We start from the raw sequence: 13457 nt of genomic DNA, 5'->3' as shown, positions 1-13457 counted from the left end.
TGAAGGATTGCCGGAATCGGTCCGGCGGCCGTTGGGAACTGGGGGCGATGGCCTTAGACCATCACATGGCTTTCTAAATCTTTGAGGCCTTCGGGCGAGTTGCTCACCACGCCTTGCGCCACCACCGAGCCCTTGGCCATGGCCAAGTAACGGTGGGCCACGCGTGCGACGAGGCTCATGTTTTGTTCGATCAACAACAGCGCCGTGCCTTCGTCCGCCACGCGGTTGAAGATGTCGGCGAGTTGGTCCACGATCACGGGCGCCAAGCCCTCGGTGGGTTCGTCCAACAAGATCAAGCTGGGGTTGGCCATCAACGCGCGGCCCACGGCCAACATTTGTTGTTGACCACCTGATAGCGCTGTGCCCGGTGTGTGGGCGCGCTCTTGCAAGATGGGGAAGAGCTTGTAAATCTCGGGCACAGACCATGGGCCTTTGCGGCCCACCGCAGCGCCGAGCAAGAGGTTTTCTTCCACGGTGAGGTTGGCAATGATGCAGCGGCCTTGCGGCACCACCACGATGCCGTGTTGTGCGGCCATGTAGGGGCGGGGCTTGATGATTTCGTGTTTGTCTAAATGGATGTGACCGGCTTTGAGGCTGGCCAATCCCAAGATGGTGTTGACCACCGTGGTCTTGCCCACGCCGTTGCGGCCAATCAAGGCCACGCGTTCGCCTGCGTTCACATGCAAGTTCAGGCCGTGCAAGATGTGTGCAGCGCCGTAGTAGGCGTGCACGTTTTTCAGGTTCAGTAAGGCGCTCATGCTGCACTCCCCAAATAAGCTTCACGCACACGCGGGTCAGCGCGCACGGCGGCCGGCTCACCACTGGCGATGACGCGGCCCAATTCAAAAACAGTGACCACATCAGAAATGCCAAACACCACATCCATGTCGTGCTCCACCAGCAGTACCGACACGTCCCAGCGTGAGGTGAGGGCTTTTAAGTGGTGCGCCAAATCGTGGGATTCTTTGACCGACAAACCGGCCATGGGCTCGTCCAGCAGCAGCACGCTGGGGCGCCCGACCAGGGCCAAGGCCAAGTCGAGGCGGCGTTGCTCGCCGTAGCCCAAGTCTTCGGCCATCACGTGGGCCATGCGGTCGAGCTCCAGCTCTTTGAGCACAGCATCTGCATCGGCGGCTGAGTCCTGCACGCCCATCTTGTGCGAGGCCAGTTCGACTTGTTTGCGAACGGGCATGCCACCAAAAATGCTGGTGCGCTGAAAACTGCGTGACAAGCCGAGCATGCGGCGCTCGACCACGCCCATCTCGCTCACATCGGTGCCACGCAGGGTGACTTTGCCGCGCGTCAAACGGCGACGACCGGTGATGGCATCGATGACGGTGGATTTACCAGCACCGTTGGGGCCGATCAGGCCGCGAATTTGGCCTTTTTCTAAAGTGAGGGACACACCATCAACGGCTTTGACGCCGCCGTAGTGGATGGCCACATCGTCGGCCTGGAGTACATAAGGGGAGGAGTTGCTCATAGGGGTTCCGTGTCTGTGTGTCGGTCTATTTAGCGTTCTGTTTTCGGCTCTGTTTGCCGTTTAATGCGCACCGGCTTTGGCGCGTGACGCTGAGGCGGGCTTGCCGCGCCAGAGGGCTTGCAAAGCGCCCGCGATGCCCGTGGGCGAGAACACGATGACGGCGATCAAGGCGACACCAAAAATAGACATCCAGTGGGTGGCGTAGTCGCCCACCACGTCTTTGAAGATGAAATACACCACCGCGCCCAAGGCGGGGCCCCACAGGGCTTTGAAGCCACCGACCACGACCATCATCAAGGCCATGCCCGACAAGCTCCAGTGCAAGCTCTCGGGAGAGACAAAGCCGGTGTTCAAGGTGGACAGCAAGCCCGCCACGGCGGTGACCACCGCAGACAAGGCGTAGATGGCAGCGCGTGGAATGACGGTGGAGATGCCAATGAAGCGCGCACGTTCTTCGTTGTCGCGCACGGCTTCGGTGATGGCACCAAAACGTGTGTTGAGCAACAAGGTCAGCAGCAACATGACGATGACCAAGGTCGTCCAGCAAATCAAAAATAGGGTGACAGGCTTGAGGATGGCCGATTGGCTAAAGCCAAAAATCGTGGCAGGCCAATCGACTTGCATGCCGTCAGCGCCACCCGTGATGCCGCGGGCGCGCGAGACCGACAAAAAGAACATTTGGCCAATCGCCAAGGTCAACATGCCAAACGCAATGCCGGGCACACGCACGATGATCAGGCCCACCACAAAGGCGGCGATGCCTATGCCCACCAAGGTGGCCAAGATGGCCCATTCGACGGGCATGAGTTGTTGTTGCAAGGTGATGCCGATGGCGTAACCGGCCACACCAAAATACAAGGCGTGACCAAAACTCACCAAGCCGTTTTGCTTGAGCAGCACGCCAATGCCCAAGGCAAAGACGGCGTACACCACGGCTTGGGTCAGCAGTGACAGCACGGTGTTTGAACTGATCACCGCCACCAAGCCCACGCCTGCGAGCAGGGCGGCGACAGAATAAGCAATAGCGCGAAGGGGGCTCATATCCAAGGTCCTCGGGAATTAAGTGCGGCTGCCAGCAAAACCTGCGGGCTTCCAAATCAAGATGGCGACCATGAACACAAAGGGCAGCAGCACCGATGCATCAGGCAAATACACCGCGCCAATGGCCTGCACCATGCCCAGCAGCAAGGCGGCAATGAAGGCCCCTGCAAGTGAGCCCAAGCCGCCAATCACGACCACCACAAAAGAGTCAATCAACACGTCTGAACTCATGGAGGGTGACAGCGACAAGAAGGGTGCAGCCACCACACCGGCCAAACCAGCCAACGCGGTACCCAAGCCCACCACACCAGCGCTCAAGGCATCGGTGTTGACGCCTTGCATGGCGGTGGTCACGGGGTCGGTGCTGGCAGCGCGCACAAACAAACCGACTTTGGAGTAGCGCAGCCACAGGCTCAGGCCCAGTGCCACAGCCGCACCCATCACGATGACGCCAATGCGGTAGGCGGGCACGGAGGTGCCAAACAAATCGACAGAGAAGTTCAAGGCCTCGGGGGCGGCGACAGAGAGGTTGCTCTTGCCCCAGACCGACTGCACCATGTCTTCGATGACGAGCAGCAAGCCGAAGGTGACCAACACGACCGTGAGGGGTTCACGGTCTTGGAGCAGGCGAAAACCGTAGCGGTCCAGCAGCACCCCAAAGACGGCCATCAAGGCGGGGGCGACGACCAAGGCGACCCAGAAGTTGCTTTGCAAGGCCACGGTGTAGCCGAGGTAGGCGCCCAACATGTAGAGCGAGCCATGGGCAAAGTTGACCACGCGGCGCAGGCCGTAGATCAAGGCCAGGCCTGAGCACATCACGATGAGCAATGCGCCGTAGACGAGGCCGTTAAAAAGGTTGATGGTCAACATGGTGTGAAAGTCTCCTGTGTTTTTGTGTGATGCGTTGTTCAGGCGTGTTCGATATCGCCCAGCGCCAAGTCGGGCGCACCCAGCACGCTCCAGCCGCCGTCCACAGCCAAGGTGGCACCCGTGACGTAGCTGGCGGCGGGGGAGGCCAAAAAGAAAATGGTTTCGGCAATTTCGGCTGGCTCGGCCATGCGTCCCAGCGGTGTGCGCTGGACGATGGCCGCTGCATTGATGGCCCCTTTTTCGGCCAAGTCAGCCACCAAGGCGGTGGCGACATAGCCAGGTGCCACGGCATTCAGGCGAATGCCCTTGCGCGCCCACTCGGTGGCGAGTGCGCGGGTCATACCCAAAATGCCTGCTTTGGCAGCGCTGTAGGCGTTGCGTCCAGGAATGCCGCTGGTGCTGGCGATGGAGCCAATGTTGACGATGGCACCACGGTTGCCTTTGGCATCGCGGCCTTGTGTTTGCATGTGTGCCAGCGCCGCTTGCGTCATCAAAAATGCGCCGCGCAAATGCACCGACAACACGCGGTCAAACGCATCTGCTGTTTGCTGCAAAGTGGGCACGGCTTGGTCGCCAATGCCTGCGTTGTTGATCAATGCGTCGAGGCGGCCCTGTTGTGCCACCACGTGCGCCATGGCTGCCGTGACCTGGGCTTCGTCGCTGACGTTGCACAAAATGCCCATGTGGTGATGGCCTAAAGCTTGTGCGCGTTCGCGCGCCTTGTCGCCATTCATATCAAGCAATGCCACACGCCAGCCACGCACCGCAAAGAGCTGGGCAGTGGCCCAGCCAATGCCGTCGGCAGCGCCAGTGATGGCGACAACCGGGTTGGACAATGAGGTGGCGTTGTGGTGCATGTGAGTTTGGTTTAAATACGTCAATGTATTTACGTTTATTATCTTGAAGCAGTTTCGAAATGGAAGGTGTTTTTTTTACTAAATCACTATCGTTTTCCCTGAATAATCAAGTCATTTCGTGTGATTTGAATTCCAATTCAATTTCTCTTATTGAGTCAATGTGTTGATTTAAATTTGAAGGTTTCTCACTCAGAGCGATGGCCAAGCGGGCATCCCGATGGCTTTGATGAGCCGTGTCTCTTGTGCGGTGATCAGATGTCCCGATGCGGCCAAGTACGCAGGAAAGTCGGGGTGGCTGTCGCGTGCTTTGCAGCGGCGTTCATAGTCCGCCAGATCGTCGTAGGCCCACAGGTGAATGAACTGGTTTTGTGGCCCCACCAAGCTGGTGTAGAACCCCACGGGGTGCCCCAATGTTTCCAGCAAAAGTGGCATGGCCAAGCGGTTGAACACTTCCACAAATTCAGGCATCTTGCGCAAGGCAATGGTGTAGATGCGGTGGTCGATGAGGGGTTTGTTCAAGTGGCTCATGCCTTCACTCCTGCTTTGTCTGCGATGTGGTTGCCGGTGACAAAACCAAAGGTCATGTTGGGGCCGTGCGTGATGCCTGCCGCGGGGTAGTTGCCACCCATGATGCTGGCTCGGTCGTTGCCCACGGCGTACAAGCCGCCAATGGCAGAGCCATCCTCTTTGAGCACTTCGCCCACCACGCTGGTTTGAATGCCGTCAAACGTGCCCAAGTCGCCCATGATCACTTTGACCGCATAAAACGGGCCGGTTTGCACCGGTGCCACGCAGGGGTTGGGTTTGTTCTCAGGGTCAGCTAAATAACGGTTGAAGGTGGTGGTGCCACGGCCAAACGCAGGGTCATTGCCTTTGACCGCGCCGACGTTGTACTCGCGCACGGTTTGTTCCAAGCCTGCGGGGTTGATACCTGCGTTGTGGGCCAGCTCAGCCAAGGTCTTGCCTTCGATGAGGTAGCCGTTGCGCAAAAAGCGGCCAATGGGCATGGGGGCAGGTTTGACAAAGCCGATGCCGTATTTACCGAGCGTGGTTTTGTCACACACCAGCCACATGGCGGTGTCTTTTTGGCCGTCGCAGGCGCGGATCAAATCAGCGCCAACGTCGTGGTACGAATTGCTTTCGTTGGTGAAGCGTTGGCCGTTTTTCAGCACGCCGATGATGCCGGGTTTGTAGCGGTCCAGCAGGTGTGGGAACACGCCGAACTCGCCATTGGCATAAGGCACATACGACACGGGCATCCAGGCTGCTGCGTCTTTGAAGCGAATCTCCACTTTGCCGCCCACGGCTTCAGCCATGTTCAAGCCATCGCCCGTGTTGCTGGTGGGGGTGGGTGACAAATGTTCGCCGCCACGTTGCAGGTGCGGATACGCTTTGGCGATGCGTTTGACATCGTGCGGAAAGCCGCCACATGCCAGCACCACACCGTGACGTGCGGTGATGAGTCGCTCACCACCTTCGCCGCCAGCACGTACGCCGGTGGCGTGGTCGTTCTTCATCAAGATTTCTTTGACAGGGCTGCTGGTGAAGATGGGGATGTTCAGGTCGAGTGCCGACTTGGCCAAGCGCGCTGCCAGCGCGTTGCCGCTGGTGACATTGATGCCGCGTTGGTACAGCACCAATTCTTTGATGTGTGTGACCAAGCGCTTGGCCACGTAAATGAACGAGGTCAGTGACTTGGTGGCTTGAAAGAAATGTTTCAAATCGGCGTTGGATGAGTTGAACATCATGCCGATGAAGGTGATGGTTTTGAGTGGCGGCTTCAACCGTGGCATGTCTTTGCCCAAGCCGCGAATGTCAAAGGGCGCGGCCAAGATGGAGCGGCCAATGTTCACCCCGCCTGCCACTGTGGGGTGGTAGTCGGGGTACATCGTGGGTACGAATTTCATCTCGGTGTCGCGCTCGAAAAACTCCACCATCTTGGGGCCGTTGTCGATGAAGGCATCCACAGCTGCGGCATCAAAGTAGCTGCCGGTTTCTTGCATCATGTAAGTGCGCACGGCCTCGCGGGTGTCGGCAGGGTTTTGCTTGCTGCCATGCTGATTCAGTGGAATCCACAACACGCCACCCGACAGCGCCGTGGTGCCGCCGAAGACGGGTTCTTTTTCAAGCACCACCACATCCAGGCCGCGTTTTTTGGCGGTGATGGCGGCAGACAAGCCTGCTGCGCCAGAGCCCACCACGATCACATCGCATTCAAAGTTTTGAGACATTGCGTTCTCCAAAGTAAATCAGTTTTGTACGGTTTTGTTGAAGCCTGGGCGCGGCACCATGTCCATCAACATTGAGGACATGCCACCGTCCACCACCAACTCGGCGGCGTTCACATACGCCGCGCGTGGACTGGCCAAGAAGGCGGCGACATCGGCAATGTCTTGTGGTTCGCCCACACGGCGGCTGGCCGTGACGGCGGCGCGTTTGGCTTCAAAGCCAGGCTCTTCGTAAAACTTGGCGGACAGCGGGGTGCGAATCATGCCGGGGCAAACGGCGTTGCTGCGCACGCCTTGTGGACCCCATTCCACGGCCATTTGTCGTGACATCAACAGCACGCCGGCTTTGCTTGCGCTGTAGGCGCCGCTGCTGGTTTGTGGAAACATGCTGGCGATGGATGCAATGTGTACCAACGCGCCCACGCCCGCTTCGCGCATGGGTTTGGCAAACGTGCGTGCGCACAGCAAGTAGCCGGTGAGGTTGACATTGAGCACGTGGTTCCAGTCGTCCAAGCTCACCTCGTCCAAGCCGCCCGAGCGTAACAGCCCCGCGTTGTTGATGAAGGCGTAGCAAGTGCCCAGCTCGTCGGCCACGCGTTGGGCCGCGGCTTTGACTTGGGATTCTTGGGTGGTGTCGCACGCAATCGAGATGGCGGTGGCGCCTTGTGCGGTGAGCTTGGCTGCCACGGCTTGAGAGCCTTCGAGGTTGCGGTCCAACAGCGCGACTTTGGCGCCTGCGTCGGCCAGTGCTTGTGCAATGCCTGCGCCAATGCCACTTGCTGCGCCTGTGACGACGCACACACGTTCTTGCAATCCCAGCCAATGTTTTTGTTCGTTCATCGTCAGCACCTGTTGAAGTGCTGGTAGTTTGTGTGCGCGGCTTATTTTTAAATTTGACGAATCCTGCAGTCACCAGGACAATTCATGCATACCGACCTAGGAATAACCCTGATGAAAAGCGCAATCCCCAGCTACGACTTGTACGGCGACCGGCAGCAAAGCGGCTGGACTAACTCGTTTCAGTTTGAATGGATTCCCGTCCGGTCATCCCCGTACAACTACGACATTCGCCCTCACAAGCATGACGCGTTCATTCAAATTTTGTACCTCACCCAAGGTGAGGGCGATGTGTTGATCAACGACGCACGCTACAAAGTCAGCAGTCCGGCCTTAATTCTTATACCGTCCCAAAACGTGCATGGTTTTCAGTTCAGTTCGAACATCGACGGCCCTGTGGTGACGGCGGCGCAAAAGTCACTCGAGTCGATGGCTGCCGTGGTGATGCCTGAATTGGTCTCGGTGTTGCGCAAGCCTGCCGTTTTGCATTTGGATGAATCGAGTCGCCATGCGGAAGCCTTGATGCCTTTGTTTTTGGGCATTGAGCGCGAATGGCGCGTGCATGCGGTGGGGCAGGTGGCGGCGGGCATGTCGCTGCTCATGGCCTTGTTGGTGCAGGTGGCGCGTTTGAGCAATGTGTTGGAACCTGCGCCCATGGCGCATAACTCACGCAAGGCGCAGCAGATTGAAAAATTTCGGGCCTTGGTGGATGCGCATTTTCGCGAGCGTCGCCCGATTGAAGACTATGCGAGCGAGATGGGGTTGACGGCGGGGCACCTGACGCGTTTGTGCCGTGAGGTGTTGAACGTGTCGAGCCAAGATGTGGTGAATGCGCGCATCTTGCATGAGGCGCAGCGTGAGCTGGTTTACTCAACCGATGGCATCAAGCAAATTGCCAATTTGGTGGGCTTTGTGGATGAGGCGTACTTCACGCGCTTTTTTAGAAAGCACATGGGCGTGACGCCTTCGGACTTTCGCGTGCGGGCGCTTCAGTCGATGAAGACCAAACTGGCTTGAGCCTCACTCATCTTCACCGCTAGGTTCGGCCGTTTGGTCAATTTTTTCCATGTTGTCCAGCAGCTTCAGCAGGTAGTGCAGGGTGTGGGTGAGGTCGCCGGTGGAGAAGTCGGTCAGCGCAGCTTCGTAGTACGCGCGAATTTTGGGTTGCGCATCTTGTTCCCAAATCTTGCGTCCGTGCTGGGTCATGGTCACGCGTTTGGCGCGGCGGTCGCGGGTGTCGGCCAGCAGTTCGATGTGGCCGTCGCGTTCCATGCGCCCAATTTGCCCAGACAGGTTTTGGCGGCTCACCTTTAAGTAACGCGCCAAGTCGCCCACGCTCATGCCGCCTTCAGCGTCTGAGCGCGAGAGGGCGCCCAAGACGGCCCATTGCTGGGTGGTGAGGCCTTCTTTCTCAACAGCGCGCGTGCCTGTTTTGTGCAACATGTTGGCGCATTGGTAAAGGCGGAAAAACAACCTGTTTGCCAATTCCATCCGTGCGAGATCGCTGTTTTCTTTAGGGTAAACCATGGTGTTTTGCTCGAAAAAATGCTTGCGAGGGCGTTTGTGTTTGACGTAATATACGTAAACACATTGACATATATGCGGTATCTCAAACTGCATGATGTTGATGCAAAGCATAACAACCTTGCCAACCATGGAGAGCAGCATGCCCAAATTGAAAGACAAAACCGTCATCGTCACCGGAGGTGCCGGTGGCATCGGTGGCGCCACTTGCCGTCGATTCGCCGCTGAAGGCGCGAAGGTCGCGGTGTTCGACATGAACATCGAGGCGGCTCAAAAAGTGGCCGATGGCATCAAGGCTTCGGGCGGCATCGCTGCCGCTTTCAAGTGCGACATCACGGACCGCGCCGCGGTCGATGCCGCCGTGGCTGCCACCATCGCGCAACTCGGCCCCATCGATGTGTTGGTCAACAACGCCGGTTGGGATGTGTTCAAGCCCTTCGTCAAAACCGTGCCCGATGAATGGAGCAAGTTGATTGCCATCAACTTGACCGGTGCCTTGCACATGTTGCACGCCGTGTTGCCAGGCATGGTCGAGCGCAATGCCGGTCGCATTGTGAACATCGCCTCCGATGCCGCGCGTGGCGGCTCATCTGGCGAAGCGGTGTATTCCGCTTGCAAAGGTGGCTTGGTGGCTTTGTCTAAAACTTTGGCGCGCGAACACGCGCGCCACAACATCACGGTCAACGTGGTGTGTCCCGGCCCAACCGACACCGCTTTGCTGGCAGGTGTGGCCGAAGGCGCACGCGATCCCGCGAAGTTGATCGAGGCCTTCCGCAGCGCGATTCCGTTGGGTCGTTTGGGTCAGCCCGACGACTTGGCCAATGCCATTGCTTTCTTTGGCAGCGACGACGCTTCTTTCATCACTGGCCAAGTCATCAGCGTGTCTGGTGGTTTGACCATGCACGGTTAATTTCACGCCTTCCCACTTATTTGGAGACACACATGCAATTCGAAGACATCCTTTACGAAAACCGCAACGGCGTGGCCTGGATCACGATCAACCGTGCCGACAAGATGAACGCATTTCGTGGCACCACCTGCGACGAAATCATCAAAGCTCTGAACAAAGCAGGCTACGACCGCAGCGTGGGCGCCATCGTGTTGGCGGGCGCTGGCGACCGTGCGTTTTGTACCGGCGGTGATCAATCGGCCCACGACGGCAACTACGACGGCCGCGGCACCATCGGCTTGCCCATGGAAGAGCTGCACACGGCCATTCGCGATGTGCCCAAGCCCGTGATTGCCCGTGTGCAAGGTTTTGCCATCGGTGGTGGCAACGTGTTGTGCACGATTTGTGACTTGACCATTTGTTCCGACAAAGCCGTGTTTGGCCAAGTCGGCCCCAAGATGGGTTCGGTCGATCCCGGCTATGGCACCGCCTTTTTGGCGCGTGTGGTGGGTGAGAAAAAAGCCCGCGAAATTTGGTACCTCAACCGTCGCTACACCGGCGCCGAGGCGGTGGCCATGGGCTTGGCCAACGTGTGCGTGCCACACGACCAGCTCGACGCCGAAGTGCAAAAGTGGGGCGAAGAAATTTGTGAGCGCAGCCCAACAGCCTTGGCCATTGCCAAGCGCAGCTTCAACGCCGACACCGCACACCAATCTGGCATCGCTGGTTTGGGCATGTATGCCCTCAAGCTGTATTACGACACCGAGGAGTCACGCGAAGGCGTGAATGCGCTCAAAGAAAAGCGCAAGCCCGAGTTCCGTAAATACGCCAAGTAATTCGCCCGACCAAGGAGCCCCGTGATGAATCCCAATCCCTACATTGACGAAGACCTGCAAGCGTTGGCCGAAACCGTGCGTCGCTTTGCCGACGAACGTGTGAAGCCTGGATTTTTAGAGCGCGACAAAACCCGCGTGTTTGACCGTGCGCTGTTGCGTGAAATGGGCGGACTCGGATTCATTTGCCCTGAACTGCCAGAAGAGTTTGGCGGTTTGGGCATGGGCTGCTTAGCGGCTGGTGTGATTCACGAAGAAATTGCCCGCGCTGATTTGAGCTTCTCTTACTTGAACTTGTTGGCATCGTTGAACGGCCAAATTTTGTCCAAGTACGGTAATCCTGAAGTGGTCGCCCCTTGGTTGAAAAAGCTCACCCAAGGCGAAGCCATCTGCGCGATTGCGCTGACCGAACCACGCGGTGGTTCCGATGCAGCCAATTTGCGTTTGCGCATTGAGCGTGACGGTGATTTTTATGTCATCAACGGCGAAAAAACCTCAATCTCTGCCGCTGACCAAGCCGACATCACCGTGGTGTTCGGTCGCACCGGTGCGCCAGAAGACGGCGCGCATGGCGTGACCGCCTTGTTGGTGCCCATGGACACACCGGGCCTGACCACCAACCGTTTTGATTGCCATGGCCAACGCGCCATTGGCCGCGGTTCTATCTTCTTTGAAAACGTGCGCGTGCCGGTGAACCACCGTTTGGGTGACGAAAACAAAGGCTTTGTGCAAGTCATGCATGGTTTTGATTTCTCGCGCTCACTCATTGGCTTGCAGGTGTTGGCCGTGGCCCGTGTGGCGTTGGATGAAACGTGGGAATACATCACCCAACGTCAGGCCTTTGGTCAGCCGCTGTCGGCGTTCCAAGGTGTGACCCATCCGCTCGCGCAATTCGACACCGAAGTCGAAGGCGCGCGTCTGTTGTGCTTGCAAGGGTTGTGGCTGAAAGATAAGGGTTTACCCCATACCGCAGAAGCGGGCATGGCCAAGTGGTGGGGCCCCAAGCTGGCCTACGATGTGATTCACCAGTGCTTGCTGTGCTACGGCCACGGTGGTTACGACCGTGGCTTGATGGAGCAACGCTTGCGTGATGTGTTGGGCTTCCAGATTGGCGACGGAACTGCGCAAATCATGAAGACCATCATTGCGCGCACGCGTGCAGGACGCAAGTTTGTTCCCGCCTAAAAGCTTGGTATTTAAAAAATAAAAAACCCATATCCACTGAGGAGACAACTATGGAATTCGATGCTGTTTTGATCCCATCACGTCGTGCACACAGCATTGCCAAAGGCTTTTGGCATGACCGCACCATCAACGATGACTTGGACGCTTGCGTGGCCACTTGCCCTGACAAATTGGCGCTGACGGCAGTTCAGGCCGAGAGCGGCAAAGTCACACGTTTCACCTACCGTGAGTTGTCCAACATGGCTGACCGCGTGGCTCTGGGTTTGACCAAGCTTGGCGTGGGTCAAAACGACATCGTGGCCTGCCAGTTGCCCAACTGGTGGCAGTTCACCATCACCTATTTGGCTTGTTCGCGCATCGGTGCGGTGATGAACCCGCTCATGCACATTTTCCGCGAGCGCGAGTTGTCGTTCATGCTCAAGCATGGCGAAGCCAAGGTGCTCATCATTCCGCAAACTTTCCGCGGCTTTGATTACGAGAAGATGGTCAACGAGATCAAGCCCAGCTTGCCTGACTTGAAGCACGTGGTGGTGGTCAATGGCGCAGGTGCCAACAGTTTTGAAGCCTTGCTCAGCGGCCCCGCGTGGGAAAAAGAAAGCAACGCGACAGCTGTGTTGACCCAACATCGCCCAGGTCCGGACGATGTGACCCAACTCATTTACACCTCGGGCACCACGGGTGAACCCAAGGGCGTGATGCACACCGCCAACACGGTGATGGCCAACATCATTCCTTATGCCGCACGTTTGCACCTCGATGCCAACGACGTGGTGTTGATGGCATCGCCCATGGCGCACCAAACCGGTTTCATGTATGGCTTGATGATGCCCATCATGCTCAAGTCCAGCGCGGTGTTGCTGGACGTGTGGGAGCCTTTGCGCGCCATTGATTTGATTCGCCACGAAGGCGCCACCTTCACCATGGCCTCGACCCCGTTCTTGACCGACTTGGCCAAAAACGTGGAAGAGTCTGGCAAGAAAGTGCCCACACTGCGCACCTTCTTGTGCGCCGGTGCGCCCATCCCCGGTCCCTTGGTTGAGCAAGCGCGCAGCGTCTTGGGCACCAAGATTGTGTCGGCTTGGGGCATGACCGAAAACGGCGCTGTGACGTTGATCGAACTCAACGATCCCGATGAGCGCGCCTTCACCACCGACGGTTTGCCGTTGCCCGGTGTGGAACTCAAAGTTGTGAATGACGACGGCGCGGTGTTGCCTGCGGGCGAAGCGGGTAAGTTGTATGTGCGCTCATGCTCCAACTTTGGCGGCTATTTGAAACGCGCACACCTCAACGGCACCGATGCCGAGGGCTGGTTTGATACGGGCGACTTGGCCCGCTTGGACGCGCAAGGTTATGTGCGCATCACGGGCCGCAGCAAAGACGTCATCATCCGTGGCGGCGAGAACATCCCGGTGGTGGAAATCGAATCCTTGTTGTATCGCCATCCAGCGATTGCCATGGCTGCCATCGTGGCGTACCCCGATGAGCGCTTGGGCGAACGTGCCTGTGCGGTGGTGGTTTTGAAGCCTGGCCAAAGTTTGGACTTGCCGGCTTTGGTGGATTACCTCAAGGCACAAAAAATCGCGTTGCAGTACATCCCCGAAAAACTGGAGATCCGTGACGCCATGCCTGCCACACCCTCCGGAAAAATTCAGAAATTCAAATTGCGCGAAATTCTGCGCGACGAGAAACGCTGAGCGAAAGAAGGGTGCA

General features: G+C 57.8%; 14 protein-coding genes. 5 read left to right on the top strand and 9 right to left on the bottom strand.

Going from position 1 to position 13457, the window contains the following annotated elements; all coding sequences use genetic code 11:
* Window positions 1–53: 53 nt before the first annotated feature.
* The 8 genes from B9Z44_RS01400 to B9Z44_RS01365 all read right to left on the bottom strand — a co-directional run bounded on the left by B9Z44_RS01400 (window position 54) and on the right by B9Z44_RS01365 (window position 7319).
* Entirely contained in the window at window positions 54–758 is a 705-nt protein-coding gene (locus B9Z44_RS01400) for an ABC transporter ATP-binding protein (protein ID WP_108360499.1), read from the bottom strand.
* On the bottom strand, window positions 755–1483 hold the full coding sequence (locus B9Z44_RS01395; protein WP_108401504.1) for an ABC transporter ATP-binding protein: 729 nt from the start codon (window positions 1481–1483) through the stop codon (window positions 755–757). The genes B9Z44_RS01400 and B9Z44_RS01395 overlap by 4 nt, the downstream gene beginning before the upstream one ends.
* 60 nt (window positions 1484–1543) lie before the next feature.
* The gene (locus tag B9Z44_RS01390) at window positions 1544–2524 is read right to left on the bottom strand and encodes a branched-chain amino acid ABC transporter permease (protein WP_108401503.1); all 981 of its coding nucleotides are present in this window, start codon (window positions 2522–2524) and stop codon (window positions 1544–1546) included.
* 18 nt (window positions 2525–2542) lie between these two features.
* Window positions 2543–3394 carry a branched-chain amino acid ABC transporter permease gene (locus B9Z44_RS01385; protein WP_108358871.1) on the bottom strand — a complete coding sequence of 284 codons (852 nt, stop codon included), beginning with the start codon at window positions 3392–3394 and terminating at the stop codon, window positions 2543–2545.
* A gap of 38 nt (window positions 3395–3432) precedes the next feature.
* Complete coding sequence (locus B9Z44_RS01380; RefSeq protein WP_233246868.1) at window positions 3433–4251, bottom strand: SDR family NAD(P)-dependent oxidoreductase; 819 nt, start codon at window positions 4249–4251, stop codon at window positions 3433–3435.
* 189 nt (window positions 4252–4440) lie between these two features.
* Window positions 4441–4779 carry an NIPSNAP family protein gene (locus tag B9Z44_RS01375; protein WP_108358870.1) on the bottom strand — a complete coding sequence of 113 codons (339 nt, stop codon included), beginning with the start codon at window positions 4777–4779 and terminating at the stop codon, window positions 4441–4443.
* Window positions 4776–6482 (bottom strand): FAD-dependent oxidoreductase, encoded by a 1707-nt coding sequence (locus B9Z44_RS01370; RefSeq protein ID WP_108401502.1) that lies wholly within the window; start codon window positions 6480–6482, stop codon window positions 4776–4778. Before B9Z44_RS01370 ends, B9Z44_RS01375 begins: the two co-directional genes overlap by 4 nt.
* Window positions 6483–6500: 18 nt before the next feature.
* Window positions 6501–7319: an SDR family NAD(P)-dependent oxidoreductase gene (locus B9Z44_RS01365; RefSeq protein WP_108358868.1), complete on the bottom strand. Its 819-nt coding sequence runs from the start codon at window positions 7317–7319 to the stop codon at window positions 6501–6503.
* 111 nt (window positions 7320–7430) lie between these two features.
* Between B9Z44_RS01365 and B9Z44_RS01360 the strand changes: the two genes are divergently transcribed.
* Entirely contained in the window at window positions 7431–8333 is a 903-nt protein-coding gene (locus B9Z44_RS01360) for a helix-turn-helix domain-containing protein (RefSeq protein WP_108358867.1), read from the top strand.
* 3 nt (window positions 8334–8336) lie between these two features.
* Here B9Z44_RS01360 and B9Z44_RS01355 read toward each other — a convergent pair whose 3' ends face one another.
* Window positions 8337–8843, bottom strand: coding sequence for a MarR family winged helix-turn-helix transcriptional regulator (locus tag B9Z44_RS01355; RefSeq protein ID WP_108358866.1), 507 nt, complete (start codon window positions 8841–8843; stop codon window positions 8337–8339).
* A gap of 139 nt (window positions 8844–8982) precedes the next feature.
* Here B9Z44_RS01355 and badH point away from each other — a divergent pair, with 139 nt between their 5' ends.
* Genes badH through aliA form a run of 4 tightly spaced genes read left to right on the top strand, consistent with a single transcriptional unit; the run spans window position 8983 to window position 13441 of the window.
* Window positions 8983–9750 (top strand): 2-hydroxycyclohexanecarboxyl-CoA dehydrogenase, encoded by a 768-nt coding sequence (gene badH / locus B9Z44_RS01350; protein WP_108402758.1) that lies wholly within the window; start codon window positions 8983–8985, stop codon window positions 9748–9750.
* 32 nt (window positions 9751–9782) lie between these two features.
* Entirely contained in the window at window positions 9783–10565 is a 783-nt protein-coding gene (gene badI / locus B9Z44_RS01345; protein ID WP_108358865.1) for a 2-ketocyclohexanecarboxyl-CoA hydrolase, read from the top strand.
* A gap of 24 nt (window positions 10566–10589) precedes the next feature.
* Window positions 10590–11747, top strand: coding sequence for a cyclohexanecarboxyl-CoA dehydrogenase (gene aliB / locus B9Z44_RS01340; RefSeq protein ID WP_108358864.1), 1158 nt, complete (start codon window positions 10590–10592; stop codon window positions 11745–11747).
* Window positions 11748–11797: 50 nt separating this feature from the next.
* Window positions 11798–13441 carry a cyclohexanecarboxylate-CoA ligase gene (gene aliA, locus B9Z44_RS01335; RefSeq protein ID WP_108401501.1) on the top strand — a complete coding sequence of 548 codons (1644 nt, stop codon included), beginning with the start codon at window positions 11798–11800 and terminating at the stop codon, window positions 13439–13441.
* Window positions 13442–13457: the final 16 nt, after the last annotated feature.

Origin of the sequence: Limnohabitans curvus, assembly GCF_003063475.1 — a bacterium.
GTDB classification, from domain to species: Bacteria; Pseudomonadota; Gammaproteobacteria; order Burkholderiales; family Burkholderiaceae_C; genus Limnohabitans; species Limnohabitans curvus.
This window is presented reverse-complemented; position numbering and strand designations above follow the sequence as displayed.

Excerpts from the sequence above, each read along its gene's own strand:
- B9Z44_RS01400 (WP_108360499.1), bottom strand. The coding sequence starts at position 758 with ATGAGCGCCTTACTGAACCTGAAAAACGTGCACGCCTACTACGGCGCT.
- B9Z44_RS01395 (WP_108401504.1), bottom strand. The coding sequence starts at position 1,483 with ATGAGCAACTCCTCCCCTTATGTACTCCAGGCCGACGATGTGGCCATC.
- B9Z44_RS01390 (WP_108401503.1), bottom strand. The coding sequence starts at position 2,524 with ATGAGCCCCCTTCGCGCTATTGCTTATTCTGTCGCCGCCCTGCTCGCA.
- B9Z44_RS01385 (WP_108358871.1), bottom strand. The coding sequence starts at position 3,394 with ATGTTGACCATCAACCTTTTTAACGGCCTCGTCTACGGCGCATTGCTC.
- B9Z44_RS01380 (WP_233246868.1), bottom strand. The coding sequence starts at position 4,251 with ATGCACCACAACGCCACCTCATTGTCCAACCCGGTTGTCGCCATCACT.
- B9Z44_RS01375 (WP_108358870.1), bottom strand. The coding sequence starts at position 4,779 with ATGAGCCACTTGAACAAACCCCTCATCGACCACCGCATCTACACCATT.
- B9Z44_RS01370 (WP_108401502.1), bottom strand. The coding sequence starts at position 6,482 with ATGTCTCAAAACTTTGAATGCGATGTGATCGTGGTGGGCTCTGGCGCA.
- B9Z44_RS01365 (WP_108358868.1), bottom strand. The coding sequence starts at position 7,319 with ATGAACGAACAAAAACATTGGCTGGGATTGCAAGAACGTGTGTGCGTC.
- B9Z44_RS01360 (WP_108358867.1), top strand. The coding sequence starts at position 7,431 with ATGAAAAGCGCAATCCCCAGCTACGACTTGTACGGCGACCGGCAGCAA.
- B9Z44_RS01355 (WP_108358866.1), bottom strand. The coding sequence starts at position 8,843 with ATGGTTTACCCTAAAGAAAACAGCGATCTCGCACGGATGGAATTGGCA.
- badH (WP_108402758.1), top strand. The coding sequence starts at position 8,983 with ATGCCCAAATTGAAAGACAAAACCGTCATCGTCACCGGAGGTGCCGGT.
- badI (WP_108358865.1), top strand. The coding sequence starts at position 9,783 with ATGCAATTCGAAGACATCCTTTACGAAAACCGCAACGGCGTGGCCTGG.
- aliB (WP_108358864.1), top strand. The coding sequence starts at position 10,590 with ATGAATCCCAATCCCTACATTGACGAAGACCTGCAAGCGTTGGCCGAA.
- aliA (WP_108401501.1), top strand. The coding sequence starts at position 11,798 with ATGGAATTCGATGCTGTTTTGATCCCATCACGTCGTGCACACAGCATT.